Source organism: Ectobacillus panaciterrae DSM 19096 (assembly GCF_000430785.1).
GTDB lineage: Bacteria > Bacillota > Bacilli > Bacillales > Bacillaceae_G > Ectobacillus > Ectobacillus panaciterrae.
On sequence record NZ_AUMR01000054.1, the window covers coordinates 1 to 23,114 of the forward strand.

General features: G+C 39.9%; 19 protein-coding genes. 7 read left to right on the plus strand and 12 right to left on the minus strand.

Going from position 1 to position 23,114, the window contains the following annotated elements; genetic code table 11:
* Positions 1-178 precede the first annotated feature (178 nt).
* Entirely contained in the window at positions 179-739 is a 561-nt protein-coding gene (locus tag H540_RS0113875) for a TetR/AcrR family transcriptional regulator (protein ID WP_028401191.1), read from the minus strand.
* 230 nt (positions 740-969) lie between these two features.
* Positions 970-2,517, minus strand: coding sequence for an L-glutamate gamma-semialdehyde dehydrogenase (pruA, locus tag H540_RS0113880; protein ID WP_028401192.1), 1,548 nt, complete (start codon positions 2,515-2,517; stop codon positions 970-972).
* A 614-nt stretch (positions 2,518-3,131) separates the two neighbouring features.
* Here pruA and H540_RS29705 point away from each other — a divergent pair.
* Genes H540_RS29705 through H540_RS0113895 form a run of 3 tightly spaced genes read left to right on the plus strand, consistent with a single transcriptional unit; the run spans position 3,132 to position 6,992 of the window.
* The gene (locus H540_RS29705) at positions 3,132-4,700 is read left to right on the plus strand and encodes a spore germination protein (RefSeq protein WP_245592241.1); all 1,569 of its coding nucleotides are present in this window, start codon (positions 3,132-3,134) and stop codon (positions 4,698-4,700) included.
* Complete coding sequence (locus H540_RS0113890) at positions 4,690-5,877, plus strand: Ger(x)C family spore germination protein (protein ID WP_028401193.1); 1,188 nt, start codon at positions 4,690-4,692, stop codon at positions 5,875-5,877. Before H540_RS29705 ends, H540_RS0113890 begins: the two co-directional genes overlap by 11 nt.
* A gap of 17 nt (positions 5,878-5,894) precedes the next feature.
* On the plus strand, positions 5,895-6,992 hold the full coding sequence (locus H540_RS0113895) for a GerAB/ArcD/ProY family transporter (protein WP_028401194.1): 1,098 nt from the start codon (positions 5,895-5,897) through the stop codon (positions 6,990-6,992).
* Between the two features lie 6 nt (positions 6,993-6,998).
* Here the strand turns inward: H540_RS0113895 and H540_RS35830 are convergent, their stop codons facing one another.
* The 5 genes from H540_RS35830 to H540_RS0113925 form a co-directional block, all read right to left on the minus strand.
* Entirely contained in the window at positions 6,999-7,232 is a 234-nt protein-coding gene (locus H540_RS35830) for a YczF family membrane protein (protein ID WP_028401195.1), read from the minus strand.
* Between the two features lie 285 nt (positions 7,233-7,517).
* The gene (locus H540_RS0113905; protein WP_028401196.1) at positions 7,518-9,644 is read right to left on the minus strand and encodes a peptidoglycan D,D-transpeptidase FtsI family protein; all 2,127 of its coding nucleotides are present in this window, start codon (positions 9,642-9,644) and stop codon (positions 7,518-7,520) included.
* A gap of 508 nt (positions 9,645-10,152) precedes the next feature.
* Positions 10,153-10,446, minus strand: coding sequence for a DUF2653 family protein (locus H540_RS0113915; RefSeq protein WP_028401197.1), 294 nt, complete (start codon positions 10,444-10,446; stop codon positions 10,153-10,155).
* 16 nt (positions 10,447-10,462) lie between these two features.
* A complete protein-coding gene (locus H540_RS0113920) occupies positions 10,463-10,909 on the minus strand; it encodes a hypothetical protein (protein ID WP_028401198.1) in 447 nt (148 codons plus the stop codon).
* Positions 10,910-11,269: 360 nt separating this feature from the next.
* Positions 11,270-11,809 carry a hypothetical protein gene (locus tag H540_RS0113925; RefSeq protein WP_028401199.1) on the minus strand — a complete coding sequence of 180 codons (540 nt, stop codon included), beginning with the start codon at positions 11,807-11,809 and terminating at the stop codon, positions 11,270-11,272.
* 117 nt (positions 11,810-11,926) lie between these two features.
* On the opposite strand from H540_RS0113925, the gene H540_RS0113930 reads away from it, so the two are divergent.
* The gene (locus H540_RS0113930; protein WP_028401200.1) at positions 11,927-12,538 is read left to right on the plus strand and encodes a TetR/AcrR family transcriptional regulator; all 612 of its coding nucleotides are present in this window, start codon (positions 11,927-11,929) and stop codon (positions 12,536-12,538) included.
* Positions 12,539-12,690: 152 nt separating this feature from the next.
* Positions 12,691-13,185 (plus strand): HXXEE domain-containing protein, encoded by a 495-nt coding sequence (locus tag H540_RS29710; protein ID WP_051317105.1) that lies wholly within the window; start codon positions 12,691-12,693, stop codon positions 13,183-13,185.
* 274 nt (positions 13,186-13,459) lie between these two features.
* Here the strand turns inward: H540_RS29710 and H540_RS0113945 are convergent, their stop codons facing one another.
* Positions 13,460-14,932: an aminotransferase-like domain-containing protein gene (locus H540_RS0113945; protein WP_028401201.1), complete on the minus strand. Its 1,473-nt coding sequence runs from the start codon at positions 14,930-14,932 to the stop codon at positions 13,460-13,462.
* Positions 14,933-15,059: 127 nt separating this feature from the next.
* Between H540_RS0113945 and H540_RS0113950 the strand changes: the two genes are divergently transcribed.
* Both H540_RS0113950 and H540_RS0113955 read left to right on the plus strand, forming a co-directional pair.
* A complete protein-coding gene (locus H540_RS0113950; protein ID WP_028401202.1) occupies positions 15,060-15,671 on the plus strand; it encodes a LysE/ArgO family amino acid transporter in 612 nt (203 codons plus the stop codon).
* 230 nt (positions 15,672-15,901) lie between these two features.
* A complete protein-coding gene (locus H540_RS0113955; protein WP_028401203.1) occupies positions 15,902-16,462 on the plus strand; it encodes a shikimate kinase in 561 nt (186 codons plus the stop codon).
* Between the two features lie 164 nt (positions 16,463-16,626).
* Here H540_RS0113955 and H540_RS0113960 read toward each other — a convergent pair whose 3' ends face one another.
* The 4 genes from H540_RS0113960 to pcrA all read right to left on the minus strand — a co-directional run bounded on the left by H540_RS0113960 (position 16,627) and on the right by pcrA (position 23,108).
* A complete protein-coding gene (locus H540_RS0113960; RefSeq protein WP_028401204.1) occupies positions 16,627-17,397 on the minus strand; it encodes a TSUP family transporter in 771 nt (256 codons plus the stop codon).
* Positions 17,398-17,661: 264 nt separating this feature from the next.
* Positions 17,662-18,870 carry a CamS family sex pheromone protein gene (locus H540_RS0113965; protein ID WP_028401205.1) on the minus strand — a complete coding sequence of 403 codons (1,209 nt, stop codon included), beginning with the start codon at positions 18,868-18,870 and terminating at the stop codon, positions 17,662-17,664.
* A 15-nt stretch (positions 18,871-18,885) separates the two neighbouring features.
* Entirely contained in the window at positions 18,886-20,895 is a 2,010-nt protein-coding gene (gene ligA, locus H540_RS0113970) for an NAD-dependent DNA ligase LigA (protein WP_028401206.1), read from the minus strand.
* 11 nt (positions 20,896-20,906) lie between these two features.
* Positions 20,907-23,108, minus strand: a complete 2,202-nt coding sequence (gene pcrA, locus H540_RS0113975; RefSeq protein WP_028401207.1) for a DNA helicase PcrA — start codon at positions 23,106-23,108, stop codon at positions 20,907-20,909.
* Positions 23,109-23,114 lie beyond the last annotated feature (6 nt).

Genomic DNA, 23,114 nt, shown 5'->3' on the forward strand with positions numbered 1-23,114 from the left:
GACGGTGTGTCTTGACCTGACTCGCCAACGTAGTTCATCGTGCTGAAACAGTTTCCTACTTCTACACTCACTCGGGCTTGAAAGCAAGGAACAGACTATACAAACCTAAAGGTCACGATTTGATATAGTTTTTTACGATTTTATACGAAATAAAATCAACTGTTCATAGCTCCTTCTATTATTTACTCTCATTACAAATGCCATGTAAAAGGATATCCATAACTGATTGAAGAATTTCGCCCATCGTTAATTTATTTTTAAGAGAAAACGTAGGATCATAAACTTGATTAATACTACCTAGGTATAACTGTATGAATAACGGTAAATTTATTTTTCTAATAATTCCTTTTTCCATGCCCTGTACTAATAAATCCAGAACAACAGACCATTCTTCTTTTAAGAATAAATCAAGCTTTATCCATTGCTCATAATGAAATTTTTTTAATTCAGCTAGCAAACGAATATCCATTAACTCAAAATCTTTTGGGATACAAATGAGAATTTGATTGATTTTTTCTAATAAGTCTAGCTGTTCGTCTTCGGCAATCTCTTTTTCTTTTTCTTTAATTCGTGAAATAAGTGTGTTAATCACCTGTTCAACAATTTCATCTTTTGAAGAGAAATATTCATAAATGGTTCGTTTACTAGTTGCTAATTGTTTTGCCAAATCACTGATAGTAAATGTAAATCCTTTTTGTTGAATTAGATAAATTGTTTCTTTAATAATCCTCTCATTCAAAATAACTCCTCCTAGCCCATGGTACTAGTAATAATTTTATAGTACCATTAGTATCATAAACCAAAAATATCCAAATGTAAACCAAAAATATCCAATATAAAGTTCTGATGCAAGAAATCTATTAAACTGGAACATCCTGATACTACTACTTTAAAAAAGGTGCGTGATCCCATACCCATCAAAAACAAAAAACCTCCCCGAATTTCCTCGGGAAGGTTTTTTGCTGTATATTAAAGCGTTTCAGAAGTTGTTTTTGCTTGCATATGAAGAAGCAAGTAGTCAGGTCCGCCCGCTTTGGAGTCGGTACCGGACATGTTGAAGCCGCCGAATGGCTGATAGCCTACAATCGCGCCTGTGCAGCCGCGGTTGAAGTAAAGGTTACCAACATGGAAGTCTTCGCGTGCTTTTTCGATGTGCGCACGGTTATTGGAGATAACTGCTCCTGTTAAACCGAACTCTGTATTATTTGCGATATCAAGCGCATGGTCGAAGTCTTTCGCTTTGCAGAACGCTACAACTGGTCCGAAGATTTCTTCCTTCATCAGGCGTGCATCTTCTGCTACGTCTGCGATGATTGTAGGTTGGATGAACCAGCCTTTGGAATCGTCTCCTTCGCCGCCTGCCATAAGCTTGCCTTCTTCTTTGCCGATTTGTACATAGCTCATAACTTTGTCGAATGCACCCTGGTCATTTACAGGGCCCATGGAGATGTTTTGCTCAACAGGGTTGCCTACTGTTAATTTTTTCGTTAATTCCACTGCTCTTTCCAATACTGTATCGTATACATCTTCTACGATTACAGCGCGGGAGCAAGCGGAGCATTTTTGTCCGGAGAATCCGAACGCGGATGCAACGATAGATTGTGCCGCTAATTCTAAGTCTGCTTCTTTATCTACTACGATTGTATCTTTTCCGCCCATTTCAGCGATTACGCGTTTCAGCCAGATTTGACCTGGGTTTACTTTCGCTGCACGCTCGTAAATGCGGATACCGACTTCTTTAGAGCCTGTGAAGCTGACGAAGCGTGTACGAGGATGATCTACTAAGTAGTCGCCTACTTCAGAGCCGCTTCCCGGAACGAAGTTTACTACGCCTGCAGGAAGTCCTGCTTCTTCTAATACTTCTATGAATTTCGCCGCAACAACCGGAGTTGTACTAGCAGGCTTTAATAGTACTGTGTTGCCGGATACTAATGCAGCCGTAGTCATACCCGCCATGATTGCGAACGGGAAGTTCCAAGGAGAGATGATTACGCCTACTCCTAATGGAATGTAAGAGAAACGGTTATATTCGATCGGACGGCTTTCAACTGGAATGCCGTCTTTAATTTTCAACATTTGACGACCATAGTATTCCATGAAGTCAATTGCTTCTGCAGTATCTGCATCCGCTTCTCTCCAAGGCTTTCCTGCTTCCTTTGTAAGAATCGCAGAGAATTCATACTTTCTGCGGCGAACGATTGCAGCGGCACGGAATAAAATGTCTGCACGCATTTCCGGATTGGATTTTCTCCAAGTTTGGAACGTTGCATCTGCGATTTGCATTGCTTGTTCCGCAAGCTCACGGCTCGCCTTAGACACGCGTCCGATTACTTCTTCTTTATTAGCAGGGTTCACGGATACAATCTTATCTTCCGTTGTAATGCGCTCGCCCCCGATGATTAGTGGATAGTCTTGTCCAAGGTAAGATTCTACCTTCTTCAATCCCTCTTCAAATGCTAGTTTGTTGGTCTCTACTGAGAAATCTGTAAAAGGCTCATGTTTGTATGCTACTACCATAGTCAAATGCCTCCTCTTTTTAATAAAGCGTTTACATTTCACAATTCCTATTCTACATGATTATTATGATTAGTTCAAACTTTCATGAAATGATACCCTTGCATAATACGCATAAACATGCAAAGAGGCGTTGTGAGCGCAATCTACTTACTATTTGGAGCTTCATCAATGTCTTTTTTGCTCGGTATTTATAATATTAACTTAAATAATTTATGTATAAAGCAGACTTTATTTTGATTTCTCTATTCTCCTATAATCAGCTTATTTTTTCCATGATACGATAAACAAACCTCTTTCTTAGCCATGACACAGCTGGAATAGAAGGAATAAAGCGTTCTTTTGTACCTTTTTATATGCAAAATTTTATACATTCTATATTTTTTTGAAATAACATAAATTTATTTTTAAAAACTTTGCGACTGTATATTTATACCCCAAAGCATATTCAATTATATTCCATATTTTTAAATAAGAGTCAGTTCTATGTCAGGAAGTTTCTATTGTATGTTAAAGATGCTTCATTTACACACATATCCAAGTGAAATACATAATTTGGAATTATTGAGAAAACATATATGAATAATGACTAACTTAACAAAAGGTGGAACGGCATTGTGTGGAAACCATCTGGTACAAAGCATAAAAGACGCTTGAAGGGTTCTGAGAAGCTGCACTATTCAAATTCCATGCCTTTATATGATGAATTGCATAAAAATATCGCCAAAATAAAAGACGAGCTGGGAGACAGTTCGGATTTGAGCATCCGATTCCTGAAAGAGGATGCCCCTGCCTCTTTCGTTATTTCTGTTATTCATATCGATGGCATCTCGGATGAACAAATCATTAACCAGCATATTATAGAACCTTTATTGGAATACAAATCAAAGTTACATTCACCTTCTTCTGCAGATATACACAAGGAAGGGTTGGAACGGGTTATATCCGGTTCAACACTAGAGACCGGAATAAACTTCGCGGAAGTGTTATTAGCTATTGTATCCGGGAGTACAGTTATTTTGATTGACGGTTGTGTACAAGCTCTAATCGTCAGTACAGGGAAAGTGAAATCCCGCAGCATAGCCGAACCGACTACTCAAACTGTCATCCGCGGACCGAAAGACAGCTTTACAGAGAGTCTTCGCACGAATACTTCTCTCGTTCGATCCCGTATTCACAGTCCATACTTGCGTCTGGAATCGATGCAAATTGGAGAAGTGACGCGTACAGACGTGGAAATCATGTATATAGAAGGAATTGCAGAGCAATCCATTGTAAGAGAAGTAAAAAAGCGGCTCCAAGACATTAAAATAGACGGTATTTTAGAATCTGGATATATTGAATCTTTGATAAAAGATGATTCATATACACCTTTTCCTATGGTGTTACATACGGAACGACCGGATGTGATAGTAGGTAATTTATTGGAGGGACGGGTTGCATTATTCGTTAACGGCACTCCTTTCGTATTAATCGTTCCCGCTGTATTCGTTCAATTTTTCCAGTCACCGGAAGATTACTATCAAAATCAATATATTGGTACTACTTTAAGAATTTTGCGCTTTGTAGCTTTTTTCTTATCTTTATACGCTCCCGCTCTTTATGTCGCAGTTATTGCACATCATCAAGGGTTGATTCCTACCGTCTTACTTGTAAATTTAGCTGCGCAGCGGGAAGGAGTTCCTTTCCCTGCGATAGTCGAAGCATTGCTTATGGAGGCTACATTCGAGGTTTTACGGGAAGCGGGAATCCGCATGCCAAGGGCGGTAGGACAAGCGATGTCTATTGTAGGCGCATTGATCTTGGGGCAAGCGGCGGTACAGGCTGGTATTGTTTCAGCTGCCATGGTAATTGTTGTTTCTATTACCGCTATCGCCAGTTTTGCAATACCGTATTACAATCTCGCCATTACCGGCCGGCTTCTCCGGTTTCTTTTACTGCTTATAGCTTCCTTTATCGGGTTATACGGGATACTGCTCGGTACACTTTTCATTGCTTTACATATGTGCAGCTTACGCTCTTTCGGCGTGCCTTATATAACTCCTCTGGCTCCGTTCCGGACAGACGAGCAAAAGGACGTATTGTTCACTTTCCCGTTAAAATCGCTTATAAAGAGACCCTCTCCAGCGAAACAAGGGGATAAAATACGCATGAGTAATGAAGATGGTGATTTGAATGAACAATAGACTCTGTATTCTTTTTATTTTCGTATTTTTTATCCTCACTGGCTGCTCTAACTATAAAGAATTAAATCAAGTAGCCATTGTAGTAGGGATGGGTATAGATTACATCCCCAAAAAAGATGTATATGAAGTAACATTTCAAATCATCAATCCAAGCGGAAATATTGCACAAGGCAGCAGCGGCGGGCCATCTGTTCCTGTTCTTAGTTATAAAGATACAGGGAAAACCATTTCTGAAGCTGCACGAAATTCGTCTAAACGCTTTTCCCGCCAAAATATTTATTCCCATATCGCTTTAATAGTCATCGGCGAGCAATTAGCTAAAAAGAAATCTTTGAATTTTATATTTGATGTATTCGAACGCGATGCAAAGATACGCGTAAACATTCCGGTGTTAATTGCGCGGAATGCAAGTGTACCAAAGATAATGAACATACTTCCGGCATTAGATAAAGTTCCCGTGAAATCCTTAATCGGGAAACTCGAAAATACATCCAAATTATTGGGAGAGAATGGAGAAGTTTTGATTTATGAAGTAATTGGAGCACTATCCAGCAAAGGAAGGGAACCGGCTATTAGCGGGATAAGTGTAAATGACCCTAGAAATATAGGGAATTCCGCAGAGAACTATAAAAAGGTAAGAAACGCATCTGCTTTCTTAAATGGAGTTGGAGTTTTTAAAAACGGAAAGCTTGTCGGGTGGCTAGATGGAAAACAAGCAAAGTCAATTCAAGTTGTCGGCAATACATTGAAACAAACAAATTTGCGAATCCCTTGCAATAAAAAAAGATATAATTCTATGCAGGTAGACCGCCTGCATAGCGATGTGAAAGTGGATATAAAGAATAATCAAGCTAATATCAACATCTACACTTACGCAAGCGGGATTCTTGACGAAATATTATGCACCAAGGATATAAGTAACGACAAAGTGATAAAAGAGTTTGAACATGAAGCAGAGCAGGAATTAAAAAAGGAGGTGACAGGCGGCATTTTAAAAGCACAAAAGCTGAAAAGCGATGTATTTGGTTTCGGGGATATTTTACATCGCACGCATCCTACGGAATGGGAAAAACAGAAAGAACATTGGGCTGAAACATTTGCAAAAGCAAACGTGAATGTTCATGTAAACATAAGTATTTCAGGAACAGGTATGAGAGTCAAACCTTACCCGTATTGAGGAAGAAGGCGATAACGATGGAACAGTTAAAAATCAATGGATTTCAATTGTTTTGCGTCATTTTCTTATTTGAATTAGGAAGCGCTGTCTTGGTAGGGTTAGCAAAAACAGCAATGCAAGATGGGTGGATTACAGTAGGATTGGCAATGATTTGCGGCTTGATACTGTATCTCGTATATGCCAAGCTGTATCAAACATATCCTGCTGTGCCGTTAACGAATTATATCCGTAAAATCTGGGGGAACTATATTGGGTGGACAATTGGATTAGTATATGTCATTAGTTACATATATAGCGCTTCTAGAGTATTACGGGATTTTGAAGAGCTGTTGGTGACATCCGCATATTCAGCGACATCGCTTTTGACAGTGGGAATCTGCATGATCCTTTGCATTATGTATGCTGTGTACAAAGGGTTTGAAGTATTTGCCCGTGTAGCAGAACTTTGCTTTTTCATCATGTTTCTTGTGCTAATTGCCATTATTCTATTGGAATTTACGGGTGGATTGATTCACCTGGAAAATCTGCAGCCAATTTTGGAACATGGTTGGCAGCCTGTATTCAAAGCATTGTTTCCCTCATCTTTAACATTCCCTTTTGGTGAGATGATAGCATTTACAATGATTCTCCCTTATTTACATAACCAAAATACAGCGAAAAGGGCAGGAATTGCAGCAGTCACGGCCAGCGGTCTGTATTTCGTGTTATTCAAGGTTATTAACGTATCCATTCTCGGTGCGGATATCGTACTGCGTTCTGCATTCCCCATGCTCATCGCTGTTAGTTATATTAACGTGGCCAATTTTGTTCAACGGCTAGAAGCTTTAGTGATTATCAGTATGGTAGTTCTGGGATTTATAAAAGTAGCTATTTACTTCTTTTGCGCCGTTATTGGTTCGGCAGATTTGTTTCATGTAAAACAGTCAAGAAAGCTTATTTATCCAATCGGGTGCATTATATTAGTTTCTTCTATTGTTATAGCCCCTAACTATGTAGCTCACATAAATGAGTCACTGAAAGTTGTTACATACTATTTAGCCTTACCCTTACAAATCGTGATTCCAATTTTGCTGCTCATTACTGTATGGATTAAGAAAAAAATAAAAACAACTTAACAAATGCTAAGTTGTTTTTATTTTTTGCACAATGTGGCGAAGTTTTGAAATGATGAGCGGAAGGAAAAAAACAAACACTAATATGTAATCCTCTTTTACCATATTACGTTTTAATTTCACAAACGCATATATAGATTGAAAAATGCTAAACCCCTGAAGTATATCCATGAGAACGATGATTCCTGTAGTAAGAACAAACAAAAGTAAAGATATCGCCATTAATTTCATAATCATCACCATAGCACTTTTCCTTATTATGCATAAGGCATTTCTTTTTTATGTAAAATGATCGGTAGTAGGTAAAAAGTATATGTATTACAAGCTTATAATGTAATCAAACGTTTGTTTAAAGCTTTAAATCACTGTTTTTGATAAGAATAAATCAATAGCCACCTTTACTTTACATAACATCTTACTATCGGTAGTTAATTTAATTACACTTCTATGAAAATACCCTGACTTATCGTCAGGGTATTTTTGTTATAGTAAGAACAGGTATGCCATGGATGGGCAAGTCTTAATTGTCTATTGCCCTGAAGCTTGTTGAAGAGCTGCGTTATTGGAATCCATATTCACTTCTTGCTTCTTTAAATCAAAATAAGCATCTAGAGCCCTTCTCCCAATATTCTTGTTAATCCTGCTATTTTGATCCACCCATGGGACGACAACAGAAAAAGCAATTTCAGGGTTATCGAAAGGTGCATATCCTACAAGGGTTAAGTTATAAGTAGGAAGTGGTGTACCGTTCGGTCCGCCTTTCCGCCAAGCCGTATTCGGACCGTCATAGAACGTTTGCGCAGTTCCGGTTTTTCCTGCTGGATTGTACGGGTCCCCGGCAAACACGTTGTTAGCTGTCCCTCCGGTTTCCTGCATAACTTTTCGAAATCCTTCTTGCACCCGTTTAATATAATCGTCTTTCATGTCAATGTGATTTAATACAGTCGGTTCGTTAGCTTGTATTAATTTCCCAAGTTCTCCTGGTTTTGATGCCGCTTCCCGCACTTCCTTCACAACTTCTGGTTTAATACGATACCCTCCATTAGCAATAGTGGAAACATATTGGGCTAGCTGCAGCGGCGTATATAAATCATATTGCCCGATTGCAAAGTCTAACAAGAACCCTGGCTTATCTGTAGTTCCTTTCAAACCCGCGGATTCATTCGGCAAATCAATTCCAGTAGGAACTCCGAGGCCAAATTGACTAAAATAATAACGCATCGTATCAAACGCCTTTTGTTTGACATCCAAAGGAGCACCATACACATAATCAACACCTGCAATCTTCATTGCTGTTTTGAACATGTATACGTTGGAAGATTTTTTAAGAGCTGTCAAATCATCAATAGGTCCCATATTTTCATAAGATTTCTTGAAATTAGTCCCCTTTATCTTAATCGGTTCATCCACTTGTATGTCCCCTGGTTTAATAGCTCCTGTTTGGAAACCGGTTAGTAACGTAGCTCCTTTAACAGTTGATCCCATCGCATAGGAACTGGTCAGGGCTCCTAAAGCATAATCCTGCACTTCTTGCTTTCCGTCCTTATTTACAATTTGTTTCCCTGCTATTGACAAGATTTCTCCGTTCTTTGGATTCATCATGACAATGAAAGCTCGATCCAGCATCGGAGATTTTCCTGTTGCCTGCTCTTTTTTTAGTTCATCTTCTACAATTTGCTCTACTTGTTTTTGTAACTCTATATCAATGGTAAGACTTAAATCGTCTCCTCTATTTCCTTTAGAAAGAGTATCTTTCTCCAAAATATTTCCTTGGTTATCCGTAATATTTTTAACTTGAGCCTTCGTACCATGGAGTAGATCCTCATATTCTTGCTCAATATAGCTCTTTCCAACTCGATCGTTTCGGTCATAACCACGAGCAAGATAGTAATCTAGACGTTCTTGAGGTAAACCTTGGTCACTTTTTGTTACTCCTCCCAAAACGGATTGAAAGGCAGTTCCATTTGGATAGTTACGATCCCAGTCTGTCGTTGTATCTACACCCGGAAGCTTATCCAAGTTCTCGCTGACTAACGCATACTCTTGATCTGTTACACCTTGATTTTTAATAACTTGAGGTGTCATCGCATATCCGCTGTCCATTTGACGTTTGATAGCCAGAACCTTTAAATCCTCAGGAGTTAACTCATTTAACTCTTTGTCTGTAATTTGTGCAATCTGACGGTTGTACAGTTCTTTATCATCAATCTTTTGCTTTTTAAATAACTGCATGTCTTTGCTTGTAATTTTCTGCTTTGCGCGTTCGGGGTTTAATTGAATCCAGAAATCCTTTTTATCCCGATCCGTAATCTTATCGGTTGGCATATCAATTAGCTTTGCGAGTTGCCTTGCCAGTTTTAAACGCTCTGCACTAGTAGAACTTTTCGATCTCGTATACGTAATGGTGCGCAAAGGCACGTTATTCACCATAACCCGATTATAGCGATCGTATATTAAACCGCGCGGAACAGGATTGCTTACTACTGAATCATTTGTTCGTGCTACTTCTTTTTTATAATCGTCTCCGTATACAATCTGTACGAATCCTAAGCGAATAATGAGTGCAGAAAATAGCAAAAACACAGAAAAAAATAATATATTTAATCGAAATGGTACCTGAATTTTCTTTCTTTCTTTTTTCTTTTTCTCTACCATATATATCCCTCTCTCACTATACTAAACAAGGGGTCCCGCCAACCAAACCAAATGATGTAAAACCTACGCTAAGACAGTTTTTATAAAAAGAAAAGTCGATTTTCCCCATAATATCAGGCAGACTTGTGATATATTAGATTGAAAAATATGGAAGTCTCGATTTTATTTTGTAATATGCAAATGCTCTATTTAGCAAATCATTTCATAATGGGGGCTGCCCCATACCCATCAAGTTAAAAAATAAAAACGCTCTAAAATGAAAAAAACGTAACTCTTTCTGTAGAAGCACTAGGAGGAAAGTTTTTTCGTTTTTGTGGTCGTTCATTTCGTTAGCTTGATAGGCATGTGAAGTGGTCGCAAAAATCATAAACTGTTGCTGTACCTCTAATTGGTCTTGTATGAATTGACCTCTCTCTTAAGTATAACAGCTAACAGCTGATTTTTATATGCCCTCTTACATAGAAAAACCTCCCACAAGAAGCATACGTATCCCGCGGGAGATTTTCCTTTATTCAGCTATAATCTCTGCAGTTACGCCTGTTTGCTCTTGAAACTGCAAATCAATGCGCAAGCGTTCAGGAATAAAATTGTGATAGTCGCGCAAATATACAGCAATCGCGTCAATCATATCCTGCTCATGCAATTCCACCGTACGGTACGGGAGACGCGCACTAGCATGAAAACCGCGGTCTGGATGAAACTGTAAATCTGCCTCAATCTGTTCCGGACGATACGCATGAAGAGACGCTTCATATACACAAACGGCATCTACAACATCTTGTTCGTGAAAGTATAGTTTCATGACTGTCTCTTCCCTTCTAACGTCGTGCGAATATACGGCGCACAATCCATACAATAATCAGAATCAGGATCGCATCCATAAGCAATCCGCTTAACGAAAAGCCGGTTCCTCCTACCCCACTCATTGCCGATGTTCCAAATGGATGAAACATATGTCCTAAGAACGCACCCGCGCCAAATGCTGCCGCATGGCTTAAGAAGCTTGATTTTTTAGAAGGTGCCGGTGCGGATGTTACAGATCCGTTATTATTATAAGATGGCTGCTTAGACTGTACGCTAGAAGACGGTGATTTATAACCGGAATGGTACGTTCCGCCTGTTGAATAGCTTTTTGAGCCTACGCTGCTTGCATGCGTTGAAGAACTGCGCGAAGAACTGCCTCCGCTGAATCCCTTCGCTTGTGCCATGACCGGAAGAAATAGCAAAGCGAATGCCATTGTAAATGATAAAATTTTCTTTTTCATCATCATCCCTCTTTTTATTGTTAAAATATGATTAATCGGGGTTGAGATGATTATAGTCGAAACTTCGCGATCTTGCATCTGTAAAATGTAAAAGCATGCTTTTTATAGTTAGCGCTTACAACCATTGGTGCAAATGCTTTTTTTAGCTATACTCAAACGAAATATGAACATTTACACTGCATTTTCAAAAGAGATTGTCTTAATTTGGAGCAAACACTTGTGGAAGATATGAACCTCCCCCACTTACCGTTACACTACACCATCCACACGCTTGAAGTGGAGTATTCTCGCCTAATTTATGATAAAAAGATGTATTTAATGTTCAGATGTTACTAAAAACCACTGTACTATACAGTGGTTTCAGGCTTTTTCTTTTTTCGGCCAAACAAAATTGCTGATTGCAATAATGAAATCAATGCCTAAAACAATTGTCCAAATTCTTAAAATCCCACTCAATGCCCCAGTCCGAGATGGATCATTTATAAAATAAATCATCCCGGCTAAAAGTCCAGCACCAATAAGATAAGAAAGCACATGTCTTACCCACCCTTTTAAATAATGCTTTGCATATTCCCTGCCGAATCGTTGAGTCGGCCTTGGACCTTGCTTTGTCACATAATACTGAAAGCGCTCATCTGCCCATTGAATCATACTTTTTCCGAAAGCAATCGATGTACCGATATAAACTGCAGCAATCGCATGTGCTTGTGTTGCAGTTGCACCACGGTATAAATCAACACTCGTTGTGATTAATAAAATGAAATCAATTATGGGGGTTAAAGCTAAAAGAAATAATCCTAACTTATTTAGCTTGAACACATATCGCGTTACTAATCCTAATACAATAACGACCCAAAACGCAATTTCACAGGTGACAATCATCCATGCGACAAAATTCAAAACACTACCTCTTTTCAATACAGACGTATTATTTAAAATTATTTTAGCATTCGCCTTTAAATAATACAACTGTATTATAAAATTGCGCGGTAATTTTTTTTTTGATAAAATACAACTATGCCTAAACTAATCGATCATGAGAAAAGAAGAAAACAAATTGCAGAAGCAACATGGCGAGTCATTTTAGAACGAGGAATGGAGGGCGCAACAGTAAGAAACATTGCGAAAGAAGCAGGACTATCATTAGGTGCGTTGCGTCATTATTTTTCAACACAAGATGAACTGCTCGTTTATGCAATGAAACTCGTTAAAGAAAAGGCAACAGCTCGCATTAATGAAATCGCCATGCAAGACTTGCCTCCAAAAGAGAAAATATTAAAAATTATGCTTGAGATTGTGCCAACGAATGATGAAACGATCGCAGAAATGGAAGTTTGGTTTGCTTTCACTGCCTACGCCAGACATAAGGAAGATATTTTTGATGCCCAGCACGACGGGATTTTTATCGGAATGCAAAAGCTCATCGACTACTTAGATCAGTTTAACTTACTGCGAAAAAATATTGATAAAGAAATTGAAACTGAAAAGCTATACGCCTTAATCGATGGCCTAGCGTTACATACGATGCTAGAACCTCATCGTTTTAATAAAGATCGGATCGTTCGCGTGTTAGTTCATCATTTAAATTCGATTTGCGTCGATGAATCAGACGAGCAGGTGAGGTTTTAGATTTCCAACAAAAAAGATCAAATTGTACGCTTGGAAGAACAACCAGAAAAAATCTTCATTTAACCGAAATACAGGAACGGTTACGTGGGCTATTGGGTCTGCAATAGCCCTTTAACATTCGATTGAAGTTAGTAAACACAAGGGGGGATTCTTTGAATATCAATGTTCTTTTGTGGCTTATTCCTGTTCTTTTCACCATACATAACTTAGAAGAAGCTTTGACTATGAGGAAATATGGAACTGAACATTTTAAAAAAATGCAACGAGGGCAGTTTCCTGCGGCAGTCACTATATTAACGCTTTTAGTCGTTGTTTTTATTTATTTTGGCACAAGAGAAGAAGTCGGATTAGTGGGACGTTTTTTGGCTATTTTCGGTCAAGCAAGTTTGTTTATTAATGCGTTAGCTCATATTATCGGAACTCTTCGATTACGCAGATATACCCCTGGTTTGATCACAGCTGTTCTTATTTACATCCCTTTCTCCATTTATCTGTTTAATATTGCTTTGCAAAATAACTATATAACTGAAAAACAATTATTTTTTGCTTTTGGCGCTGGAATTATTATGCAAATCCCCTTAGTGTTAGGCGCTTTATTCATAGGCAAACTTTTAATAAGATTGCTTGGCACGAGCAAACAAACTTAATTAATCTTCATGGCACTTGAAGCTACTACGATCACTATCACTATATAAGTCCACTTTGTTATTCCGACATATCTATCGTTTGCCACGTAGAACAAAAAGGAAACTGCGCTCGCCCCCTCTCTCTGGTTTACCCCTGCATGAACCACCACCAAGGTTTGACCGCTTCTGCACGTCGCCGGATGATCTCTCCTCACTATGAAAAAACGGCTTTTTTGTTCACTTGTATATATAATCCATTCTTATTTATATTTGTGGGCGTAAAACTACGATACCTTTAGGTTCGTGGTAGTTCACATTTGTTCATTAAATCTCTTATTATTATCGAAAGTCGCGCTAGACCGTATTCCATATCTGAGAGAGAAGCATAGGAGCAGGAAATTCGTATATATTGGGTTGTATCACGATCGTATACGTTTCCTGGATTAAGAAGGATTCCTTCCTTCAATGCCTTCTCGAAAAGCTCTCGAATGGGTATGGATGGGATGAAACGAAGCCAAATATAAAATCCCCCCTTAGGAACATTCCATGATGCAATGTTGCCAAAATGCTTTTGAAGCAAATCAATTGTAGCATCTCTACGACTCTTGAGTTCTCTCCTGATATAGCTCAAGTGTTCTTGGTATAAACCACTTGAGAGCCACTCTGCAGCTGCCCACTGAGACAACGAGCTAGAGCCATAATCTGTTTGCATCTTTATATCAGCTAATCGTTCAATTACAGGCTCTGGCCCGACAACCCAACCAATTCTTAATCCAGGACTTACAGTTTTAGATAAGCTCCCTACATACAAAACATTTCCATTTTTATCGTTTGCTTTTAAAGGCATTGGCGGCGGACAATCCATCCATAAATCTCGATATACATCATCCTCAACAATAGGCAACCTTTCTTGTTCACAGGTTGTTAACAGATCTTTTCTTCTGTTCTCTGTCATGAGTATACCGGTAGGATTATGAAAAGAGGGTATAGAATACAGCAAAGCTCCGCCGTATTGCTTTCTATATCTAGGAAGAAAAGATGTTTGAATTCCCTGTTCATCCATAGGTACACCAACTAATTTCATACCAGCAGATTGAAAAACATGAACAGAATATAAATAGGAAGGCTTTTCAAGTAAAACAGAAGATCCCCTATGTAACAGGCCTATTGAGATTAACTGTAAAGCTTGAAGGGCTCCTGATACAATTAATACGGATGAAGGAGAAGTATGAATTCCTATATTTTTTAGATGTTCAGTTACCGCTTGCCGCAAAAAGAGATCTCCTTTCGGTTCTTCATACCCTAAAGACATCATGCGGACAGAGAGTCGATCCCATATGTTCTGCATTTGTTTATATGGCAACAGTTCGGGTGAAAGTTCTCCTGTTCCAAGCCGAATCATATCAGGATAGAATTCTGCTCGATTAATCTCCTGTACAGTCGGCAAGTTTGGGTGATGAATTCCTGAACGAACGTACGAATTCCAATCCAGAGGCGGATTCGCTGCCAACAGACTCCATGTGTTATTAATAACCTTTGTGCCCCCACCCTTTTTCCCTTCTAGTAAACCCTGAGCCGTTAACTCGTCTAGAGCTGTAACTACAGTGCTTCGATTCACACAGAGTGAATCTGCTAATTGTCGTTGGGATGGTATCTTTGTACCAATGGTCCATTCTCCATTCAGAATTTTTCCCTTTATATATTCTTCAATTTGCCTGTGTAAAGGAACTGGAGACAATCGATTGGGCTTCCATCCTAAATCCTTCATAACATCCCCCCTATCACTCTGGTCCATTATATAATTTGGTTGGTTTCGAAGCCAGCCAAATGGATGGAGACGAACTCTCATTCAGTTCTTAAAATGATAATATAAAAACTGTGATGGAGGATATACGATGACGGATGTAATTATACATGCTATGTTTCTTGCTTTTGGATTGATTTTACCTTTAGGAGTTCAAAATGTATTTGTCTTTCAACAAGGTGCTTTTCAATCCAGCTACTGGAGAGCATTACCTGTTGTATTGACAGCATCAATTTGTGATACGTTGTTAATCAGTCTTGCGGTGACAGGGGTATCAGTCCTAGTAATAGAAAACCATTGGTTTAAGATAATATTAATGAGTATAGGAGTCTTATTTTTGATCTATATGGGTTGGATGACGTGGAAAAGTCAGCCGAATACGGTTGACAACCATACAGAAGCATTTTCTTTCAAAAGACAGATTATCTTTGCAGCTTCCGTTTCCTTATTAAACCCTCATGCTGTCTTAGATACAATTGGTGTAATTGGAACAAGTTCGTTACAATATTCCGGTACGGAAAAGGTTATATTCAGCTTAACTTGTATTTTTGTTTCTTGGTTTTGGTTTGCAGCACTGGCATTGGCCGGAAGAATATTTGGTCGTATCGATTCCTCAGGTAAGCTGATGTTACTGATGAATAAAATATCTGCTCTTATTATGTGGGGCGTTGCCTTTTATTTAGCTAAGTCAATATATTTATAATTATCTTTTGTCTCAAAAACCTCCGTTTTTGAGACAAATACAGGAATATCACCCTTAGATTTGATTACATATTCACTCGGATTTATTTTCTAAAGATTAAAAAAGTTTTTTTACAAATGAATCAATCTATATTATAATTTCAATGATTCTAACTTAACATTTTTATGAACGATAAAATTCCTCTAGATACTGAGCTTGTAACTTAAAAATTGAGAAAGAGTGCTTGCAAAATGATTAACAATAATGGATCCCTTAGGGAAAAAAGTATAATTTTTATAGGCTTTATGGGTGTGGGTAAAACTACTGTTGGGGAGCTTGTTGCTAAAAAATTATACAGGAGCTTTATTGATATAGATAAAGAAATTGAAAAGGAATTCAATATGCCAATTCCGCAAATATTCAATACAATAGGTGAGAAGGCTTTTCGTGAAAAGGAAAAAAGTATAATCAATGACTTCTGTAAACAAAAGCTAAAAATTATTTCTGTCGGTGGCGGTGCTTTTCTACAAAAGGAAATACGAGAAATTTGTTTATCTAACTGTATTGTTTTTTTTCTAGATATATCTTGGGAATCTTGGAAGGAAAGGCTAAATATAATAATTGATAGCCGGCCGGTGTTACAAGGACTTACCCTTGAAGAAATTGAAGAACTTTTTTATAAAAGAAAAAATATATACTCTCTTCACCATTCAAAATTCACAACGGATAACTTTGCCATTGAGGAAACAGCTGATTATATTGTTGAATCATTGAAAACAGCTTGGGATATTTATGAACCATTTTCAAATTAAATATATGCTAATATAATAAATAGCCAAGGCTTTTTTGAGAAAGCACTTGGCTATTTATCGTATGAAGAAAAAACCTCTACGATGTTAGGGTTCTATCTATATATCACGAATTTAGTTACATCAAAAGCATCAAGGTCTCCCCTATAGAGATCCCTTTATGCTTTTCAAATGAGATGCATGTACTCTAGAACATTTTTGCTGATCAATAAAATCGTTACAATTAAAAATAACACGCGCACATAACCGACACCCTTTTTCAGCGCAAAATTCGTCCCCGCATATGCGCCTGCGACCATAGAAAGTCCCATAATAATGCCGTATTCAAATTGAATCGCACCTAAAAATAAAAAAGCAATGAGAGCGGTAATGTTGCTCGCAAAATTTAACATACGGCCACTTGCCGCTGCGCGGATAAAATCGAAGCCGATCATTAAAAAGGCAAAGATAAGAAATGATCCCGTTCCCGGTCCAAAGAAACCATCATAGAATCCGATAGCTGCAATAACCAAGAAAAACAAAATGCTTTTTTTCTTCGTCATTCCCTTATACGTAGAAACAGAGCCCCAATCTTTTTTCACGAAGATATAAATTGCTACAAGCACAAGAAGAATTAAAACAAGCGGCCTCATCACTTCCGATGAGATATATTTTACAACAAACGCACCCGCCACCGCACCGACTATCGTGAACGGAAGCAAACGGCGCACAAGCGTCATATCCACTTTTTTAGTGCGGATGAAATACATCGTGCTTGTAAATGATCCCATCGTAGCCGCAAGCTTATTTGTCGCAATCGCCGCTGATGGCGGAAGCCCCACGAACATCAATGCCGGGATGGAAATCAGTCCGCCGCCTCCTACAACCGAATCAATAAATGATGCTAAAAATCCAAATGCAATCAAAAAAAGAATGACCTGTATACTGAGTTCATCCATCTTTGCTTCCCTCGATTCCTATTGTTCTAAAATGATTATAACAAAATTTAAGCAGGTGAAGTTTATATTTTCAAAATAAGTGCACGTATATGCCGGATCCTTTTTAAACGGGCGCAGGCAGAATATAGTAGCTCCCCTGTGTTTTTTACTAAGCGCATAGGCTTGTGTTGCATACTGCGAACAGAAGGAAGGAAGGGAAAGAGCGCGGAATTTTATACTTTTCTTTTAAAAAAGCTGCCTCCTATACAGGAAACAGCTTTTGTTCTAATTGAAGATATGCACAAACGGCTTTTCTTGATTAACATCCCGTAAAATAACCGCTTCTTGCTTGGACACGGAATGAATATTCACTTCTACTTTTATATAATTCGGGAAATGCTCCATCACAAGACCCGTTACGTACTGAGTGAATCCAATAATTTCCGCTTCTCCATTAAATTGCACTGGGATATCAATCTGAAGTTCTTGTAATTGCTTATCCTTATAAAAGCCCCTCCCGATAACCGCAGTGAAGTTGTTTTGGAAGTATTGCGAGATATCAGATTTAAAATTGTCTATCTTAGTACTATCTTCTCGATAATCGCTTTTAGCAGCAGCTGACGGGAAAAGATAATATTTTTCATCCAAGTCCTTCCAGCTGCTGACTTTTGTATCCCCGCTGCTCAGCTTCGTGTAAGTTACAAAATTTCCGGGGACAAGAGAAGATTTTGCCTGCTGGCGGTAAATAGCAAACACAACAGGTACATTTTTCCAATCTTTTTGTTTTACGAGGACATCTAAAATGGCTTGTGCCATTTTTTTCCCTTGGCTTAGCATTTCACCTTCGGAAATGTCGGTTTCGCGTGGATAACCGCCTTGACTAGCATCTAGATTAAAATAATGAACGGAATTCATCGCAAGACCGATTACTACACCGCCAACTTCTACCTTCCCATCACTATTTTTAACCAAATAATCGTGCTCTAAAATACTGGATAAGTAAATGGGACTCTTGGCATTTTTATTTTCTGTCGATCCCGGTGCATTTGGGTCGTATTCCGGGTTCAGACCAATATTTGGAACCGCCACTTTTTTATTCGCTTCCGCTTGCTTTTTTTCTACATCTGCTTGCTGTGCGTCTGTACGTTTCCTGTCAACAAGCTGCTGAATTGTTGTCTTGCTCAAAAGCTGTCCTTCTTGAAACAAATAATCTTTCGTACTGAATGAATCCTTTGCTATGCGCATGAGTCCCGTTTCAAATTCATCAACATCTAGACGGCTGTTCAAGCCTTGTACCACTAATCCGCGAGCCGCTCCATCTTTAAATGGAACAATGGTCTTATAATAATCATCGGAAATAGAATACTTTGGAACAATTGAACTCCCTTTTGATTTACTAGAGTTCTGAACGACTTTTTCATTATTTTGGAGGCTCGGACCGCATCCGCTAAGGATGAGCCCGAGGCTTGTTATCAGTATTGCCAGCTTTTTCATGTTTTTCCGCACCTCTTACTTATTTAGCTCCGTCACAAACCTCTCTTCATCCCAAATCTCAACATTATGCTTTTGCGCCTGCGCCAGCTTTGAGCCTGCTGCTTCTCCTGCAACCAGCAAATCTGTGCTCTTGCTTACGCTTCCTGCCACTTTGCCGCCTAATTCTTCAATCTTCTTCTTCGCTTCGCTGCGTCCCATCATTTCAAGCTTGCCCGTCAATACAATGGTTTTCCCTGCAAAGTATGAATCGATATTTGCTGTATCAGCCGGTTTTATTCCCTTATATGTCATATTGATGCCGTATTCTTCTAACTGTCGAAGCAAGTCTTGCACTTCCTCAGTTTCAAAATAGGTAACAGCAGACTCTGCCATTTTCTCTCCGATTTCGTTAACGGCGGTAAGTTCCGCAACTGTTGCCTTTCGCAAATTCTCCATCGTCTCAAATTGCTGCGCCAGCGTACGGGCCGCTTTCGCTCCTACATGACGAATGCCGAGTCCGAACAATAGCTTTTCCAGCGAATTGTTCTTGGATGCTTGGATTGCTTCAATTAAGTTAGAAGCAGATTTTTCTCCGAAACGCTCCAATGCAAGCAGCTGTTCTTTCGTCAGCGTGTAAATGTCCGCAACCGTATGGATAAGCTTTTCATTAAACAGCTGCGTAATCACGCGTTCGCCCAAACCATCAATATTCATAGCATCACGCGATACAAAATGAATCAACCCTTCGCGAATTTGTGCTGGACAAGATGGATTTAAGCAGCGAAGCGCTACCTCGCCTTCTAAACGGACAAGCTCGCTTTCACATTCCGGACAGTGCGTCGGCATGCGGAATTCCTGTTCTTCTCCCGTACGGCGCTCAGACAGAACATTCACAACCTCTGGAATGATATCTCCCGCTTTTTTCACCACTACATAGTCGCCGATATGAATATCTTTTTCACGGATTAAATCTTCGTTGTGAAGAGATGCGCGGCGTACGATTGTGCCTGCCACACGGACTGGTTCCAGAATGGCTGTCGGTGTAACAACGCCTGTTCGTCCCACATTTAATTCAATATCAAGCAGCTTTGTGACAACCTCTTCTGCCGGAAATTTATATGCAATAGCCCAGCGAGGACTCTTCGCAGTCGTTCCGAGCTGCTGCTGTACTTCCACGTTGTCCACCTTAATAACGATGCCGTCAATCTCATAATCTAATTCTGGACGCTTTGCCTGCCACTCTTCTACATATGCAATCACTTCTTCAATCGTATTGCATACGCGGCGATGAGGATTCGTTTTAAAGCCAAGTTTCTCTAAAAAGTCCAAAGCCTCGCTGTGAGCTGTAATGGTTTGTCCTTCAAGGTCTGTCAAGCCATACACAAAGAAGGAAAGATTGCGCTGCGCCGCGATTTTTGGATCAAGCTGGCGTAAAGAGCCGGCAGCTGCATTGCGTGGATTCGCAAACAGCATCTCACCCTTTTCTTCTTTCTCTGCATTCAGCTTGCCAAACGAGCGCTTCGGCATGTACGCCTCGCCGCGCGCTTCAAGCGTTGCTTCTTCTGTCAAACGGAGCGGAATCGCTTTAATCGTTTTTAAGTTTTGCGTAATATCTTCTCCGGTCACGCCGTCGCCGCGCGTTGCGCCTTGAATGAACAGTCCCTTTTCATAATGAAGGGAAACGGCCAGACCGTCAATCTTCAGTTCGCATACATATCTGACATTCTCTTCATTACTTCCTTGCCGCACTTTCCGATCGAAGTCGCGAAGATCTCCTTCGTTAAAGGCATTTCCAAGGCTGAGCATCGGTGATTTATGCGTTACTTTCTCAAATACGTCCAAAATTTGGCCGCCCACACGTATAGAAGGAGAATCTTCTGTCAGCAGTTCTGGATTTTCTTCCTCAAGAAGAATGAGCTCCTGCATATAGCCGTCATACTCTGCATCAGAAACAGACGGCGCATCCAGTACATGATATTCGTAATTGAACTTATTTAAAATATCACGAAGCTCTTGAATGCGTTGTTGAATCGCTTCTTTCGCCATAGTCTCTCCCCCTATACCTTCGTAATCGGTGCAAATTTCGCAAGCAGACGTTTAATGCCTGTCGGACTTGGAAAAGCAATATCAAGTTCCATTGCATCTCCTGTCCCTTTCACACTTACTACCGTACCAGTGCCCCATTTGTTGTGAGCGGCCTTGTCTCCGACTTTCCAGCCAAGCTGCTCCCCGCCTGTTGATTGAAGTGCAGGCTGTTGTACGGTACGCATTCTAGGCGCCGTCGCAGGAGCTGCTTTTCGTTTTTGCGGCACATGATGAAGCGGCTGCACGAGATCTGCGGGAATTTCTGCAATAAAACGGGATTCCGCGTTCATATTTGTTCTGCCGAATAGCGTGCGCATCTGTGCATTCGTTAAATACAGTTCCTGCTCGGCACGCGTAATTCCCACATAGGCAAGGCGGCGCTCCTCTTCCATTTCATTGTCATCCATGAGAGAACGCAAATGAGGGAAAATGCCTTCCTCAAGTCCTACAATAAACACAATCGGAAACTCCAACCCTTTTGCGGAGTGCATAGTCATTAAAATAACTTCCTCTTGATTGCCCGGTTCTTCATCCACACGGTCGATATCCGCTACAAGTGCAAGGTCTGTCAGAAACGCAACAAGGCTCTTGTCCTCACTTTGTGTTTCAAAGCTTTGCGTAACAGACAAAAACTCATCCAAGTTTTCAAGACGAGCCTGCGATTCAAGGGAGCGTTCATTTTTCAGCATATCGCGGTAGCCGGTTTTATCAAGAACATCATCCACCAGCTCTGTTACAGATAAATATTCCTGCATCTGTACCCAGCCTTTAATGTGGTTATGAAACTCTTTTACAGCATTTGTGATTTTGGCGCTGAGACCTACAAAATCGATTTGCTCTAATACATCCGTAAGCGGTAAATCATGCATAACGCCATAGTTAATTATTTTATCAATAGAAGATGCCCCGATGCCTCGCTTCGGCACGTTAATGATGCGGGCAAAGCTGATTTCATCCTGCGGGTTTGCGATCAAACGCAAGTATGCCAAAATATCCTTGATTTCTTTACGGTCGTAGAACTTAATGCCTCCGACAATTTTATAAGGAATATTGGATTTTAAGAACACTTCCTCCACCACACGAGACTGTGCATTCGTGCGGTAAAGAACAGCAAAGTCATTATAGCTGCGCTTACCGACTTCTATTTCTTCACGAATCTTTTTCGCGACAAAATATGCTTCATCTTGCTCCGTTACAGCACGGTAATAGGAAATATATTTTCCTTCTTCGTTCTCTGTCCATAAGTTTTTCGGCTTGCGGTTGTAGTTATTGTCAATTACAGCATTTGCGGCTTTCAAAATGCTTTGCGTAGAGCGATAGTTTTGCTCCAGCATAATCACTGTTGCATTCGGATAATCCTTTTCAAAAGACAGGATGTTTGCGATATCCGCTCCCCGCCAACGGTAAATGGATTGGTCTGAATCGCCGACTACGCATAAGTTTTGAAAGCGGGCCGCCATCATTTTAACAAGCAAGTACTGCGCGCGGTTCGTATCTTGATACTCATCCACATGAATATATTGAAACTTACGCTGATAAAATTCCAGCACTTCCGGTACGCGTTCAAACAAATGAATTGTCGTCATGATTAAATCGTCAAAGTCCAAGGCGTTATTTTTTAATAGACGCTTTTGGTATTCTGTGTACACATCGCTGACCATTTTTTCATACGGATCTGGTGACGCTTCCTTCGCATATTGCTGCGGTGTAACAAGTTCGTTTTTCGCGCTGCTAATGCCGCCGAGAAGAGCGCGGGGCTCGAATTTTTTCGGATCAATATTGCGTTCTTTTAAAATATTTTTAATAACAGACAGCTGATCGCTGTCATCCAAGATCGTGAAATTACGGCTGATGCCGATGCGGTCAATATCACGGCGCAAAATACGCACGCACATAGAGTGAAACGTCGAAATCCAAATATCGTTCGCTTCCGGACCGACAAGCTTGTCGATACGGTCTCTCATCTCACGGGCCGCTTTATTTGTAAAAGTAAGCGCCAATATATTCCAAGGCGCAACTTCTCTTTCCTGTAATAAGTAAGCGATACGGTGCGTCAGCACACGCGTCTTGCCGCTTCCCGCTCCCGCCATAATCAAAAGCGGGCCGCTCGTTGTTCTTACTGCTTCCTGCTGCTCAGGGTTCAGCCCTGAAAGCAACTTTTCCGTTCCTTTCATATTTCC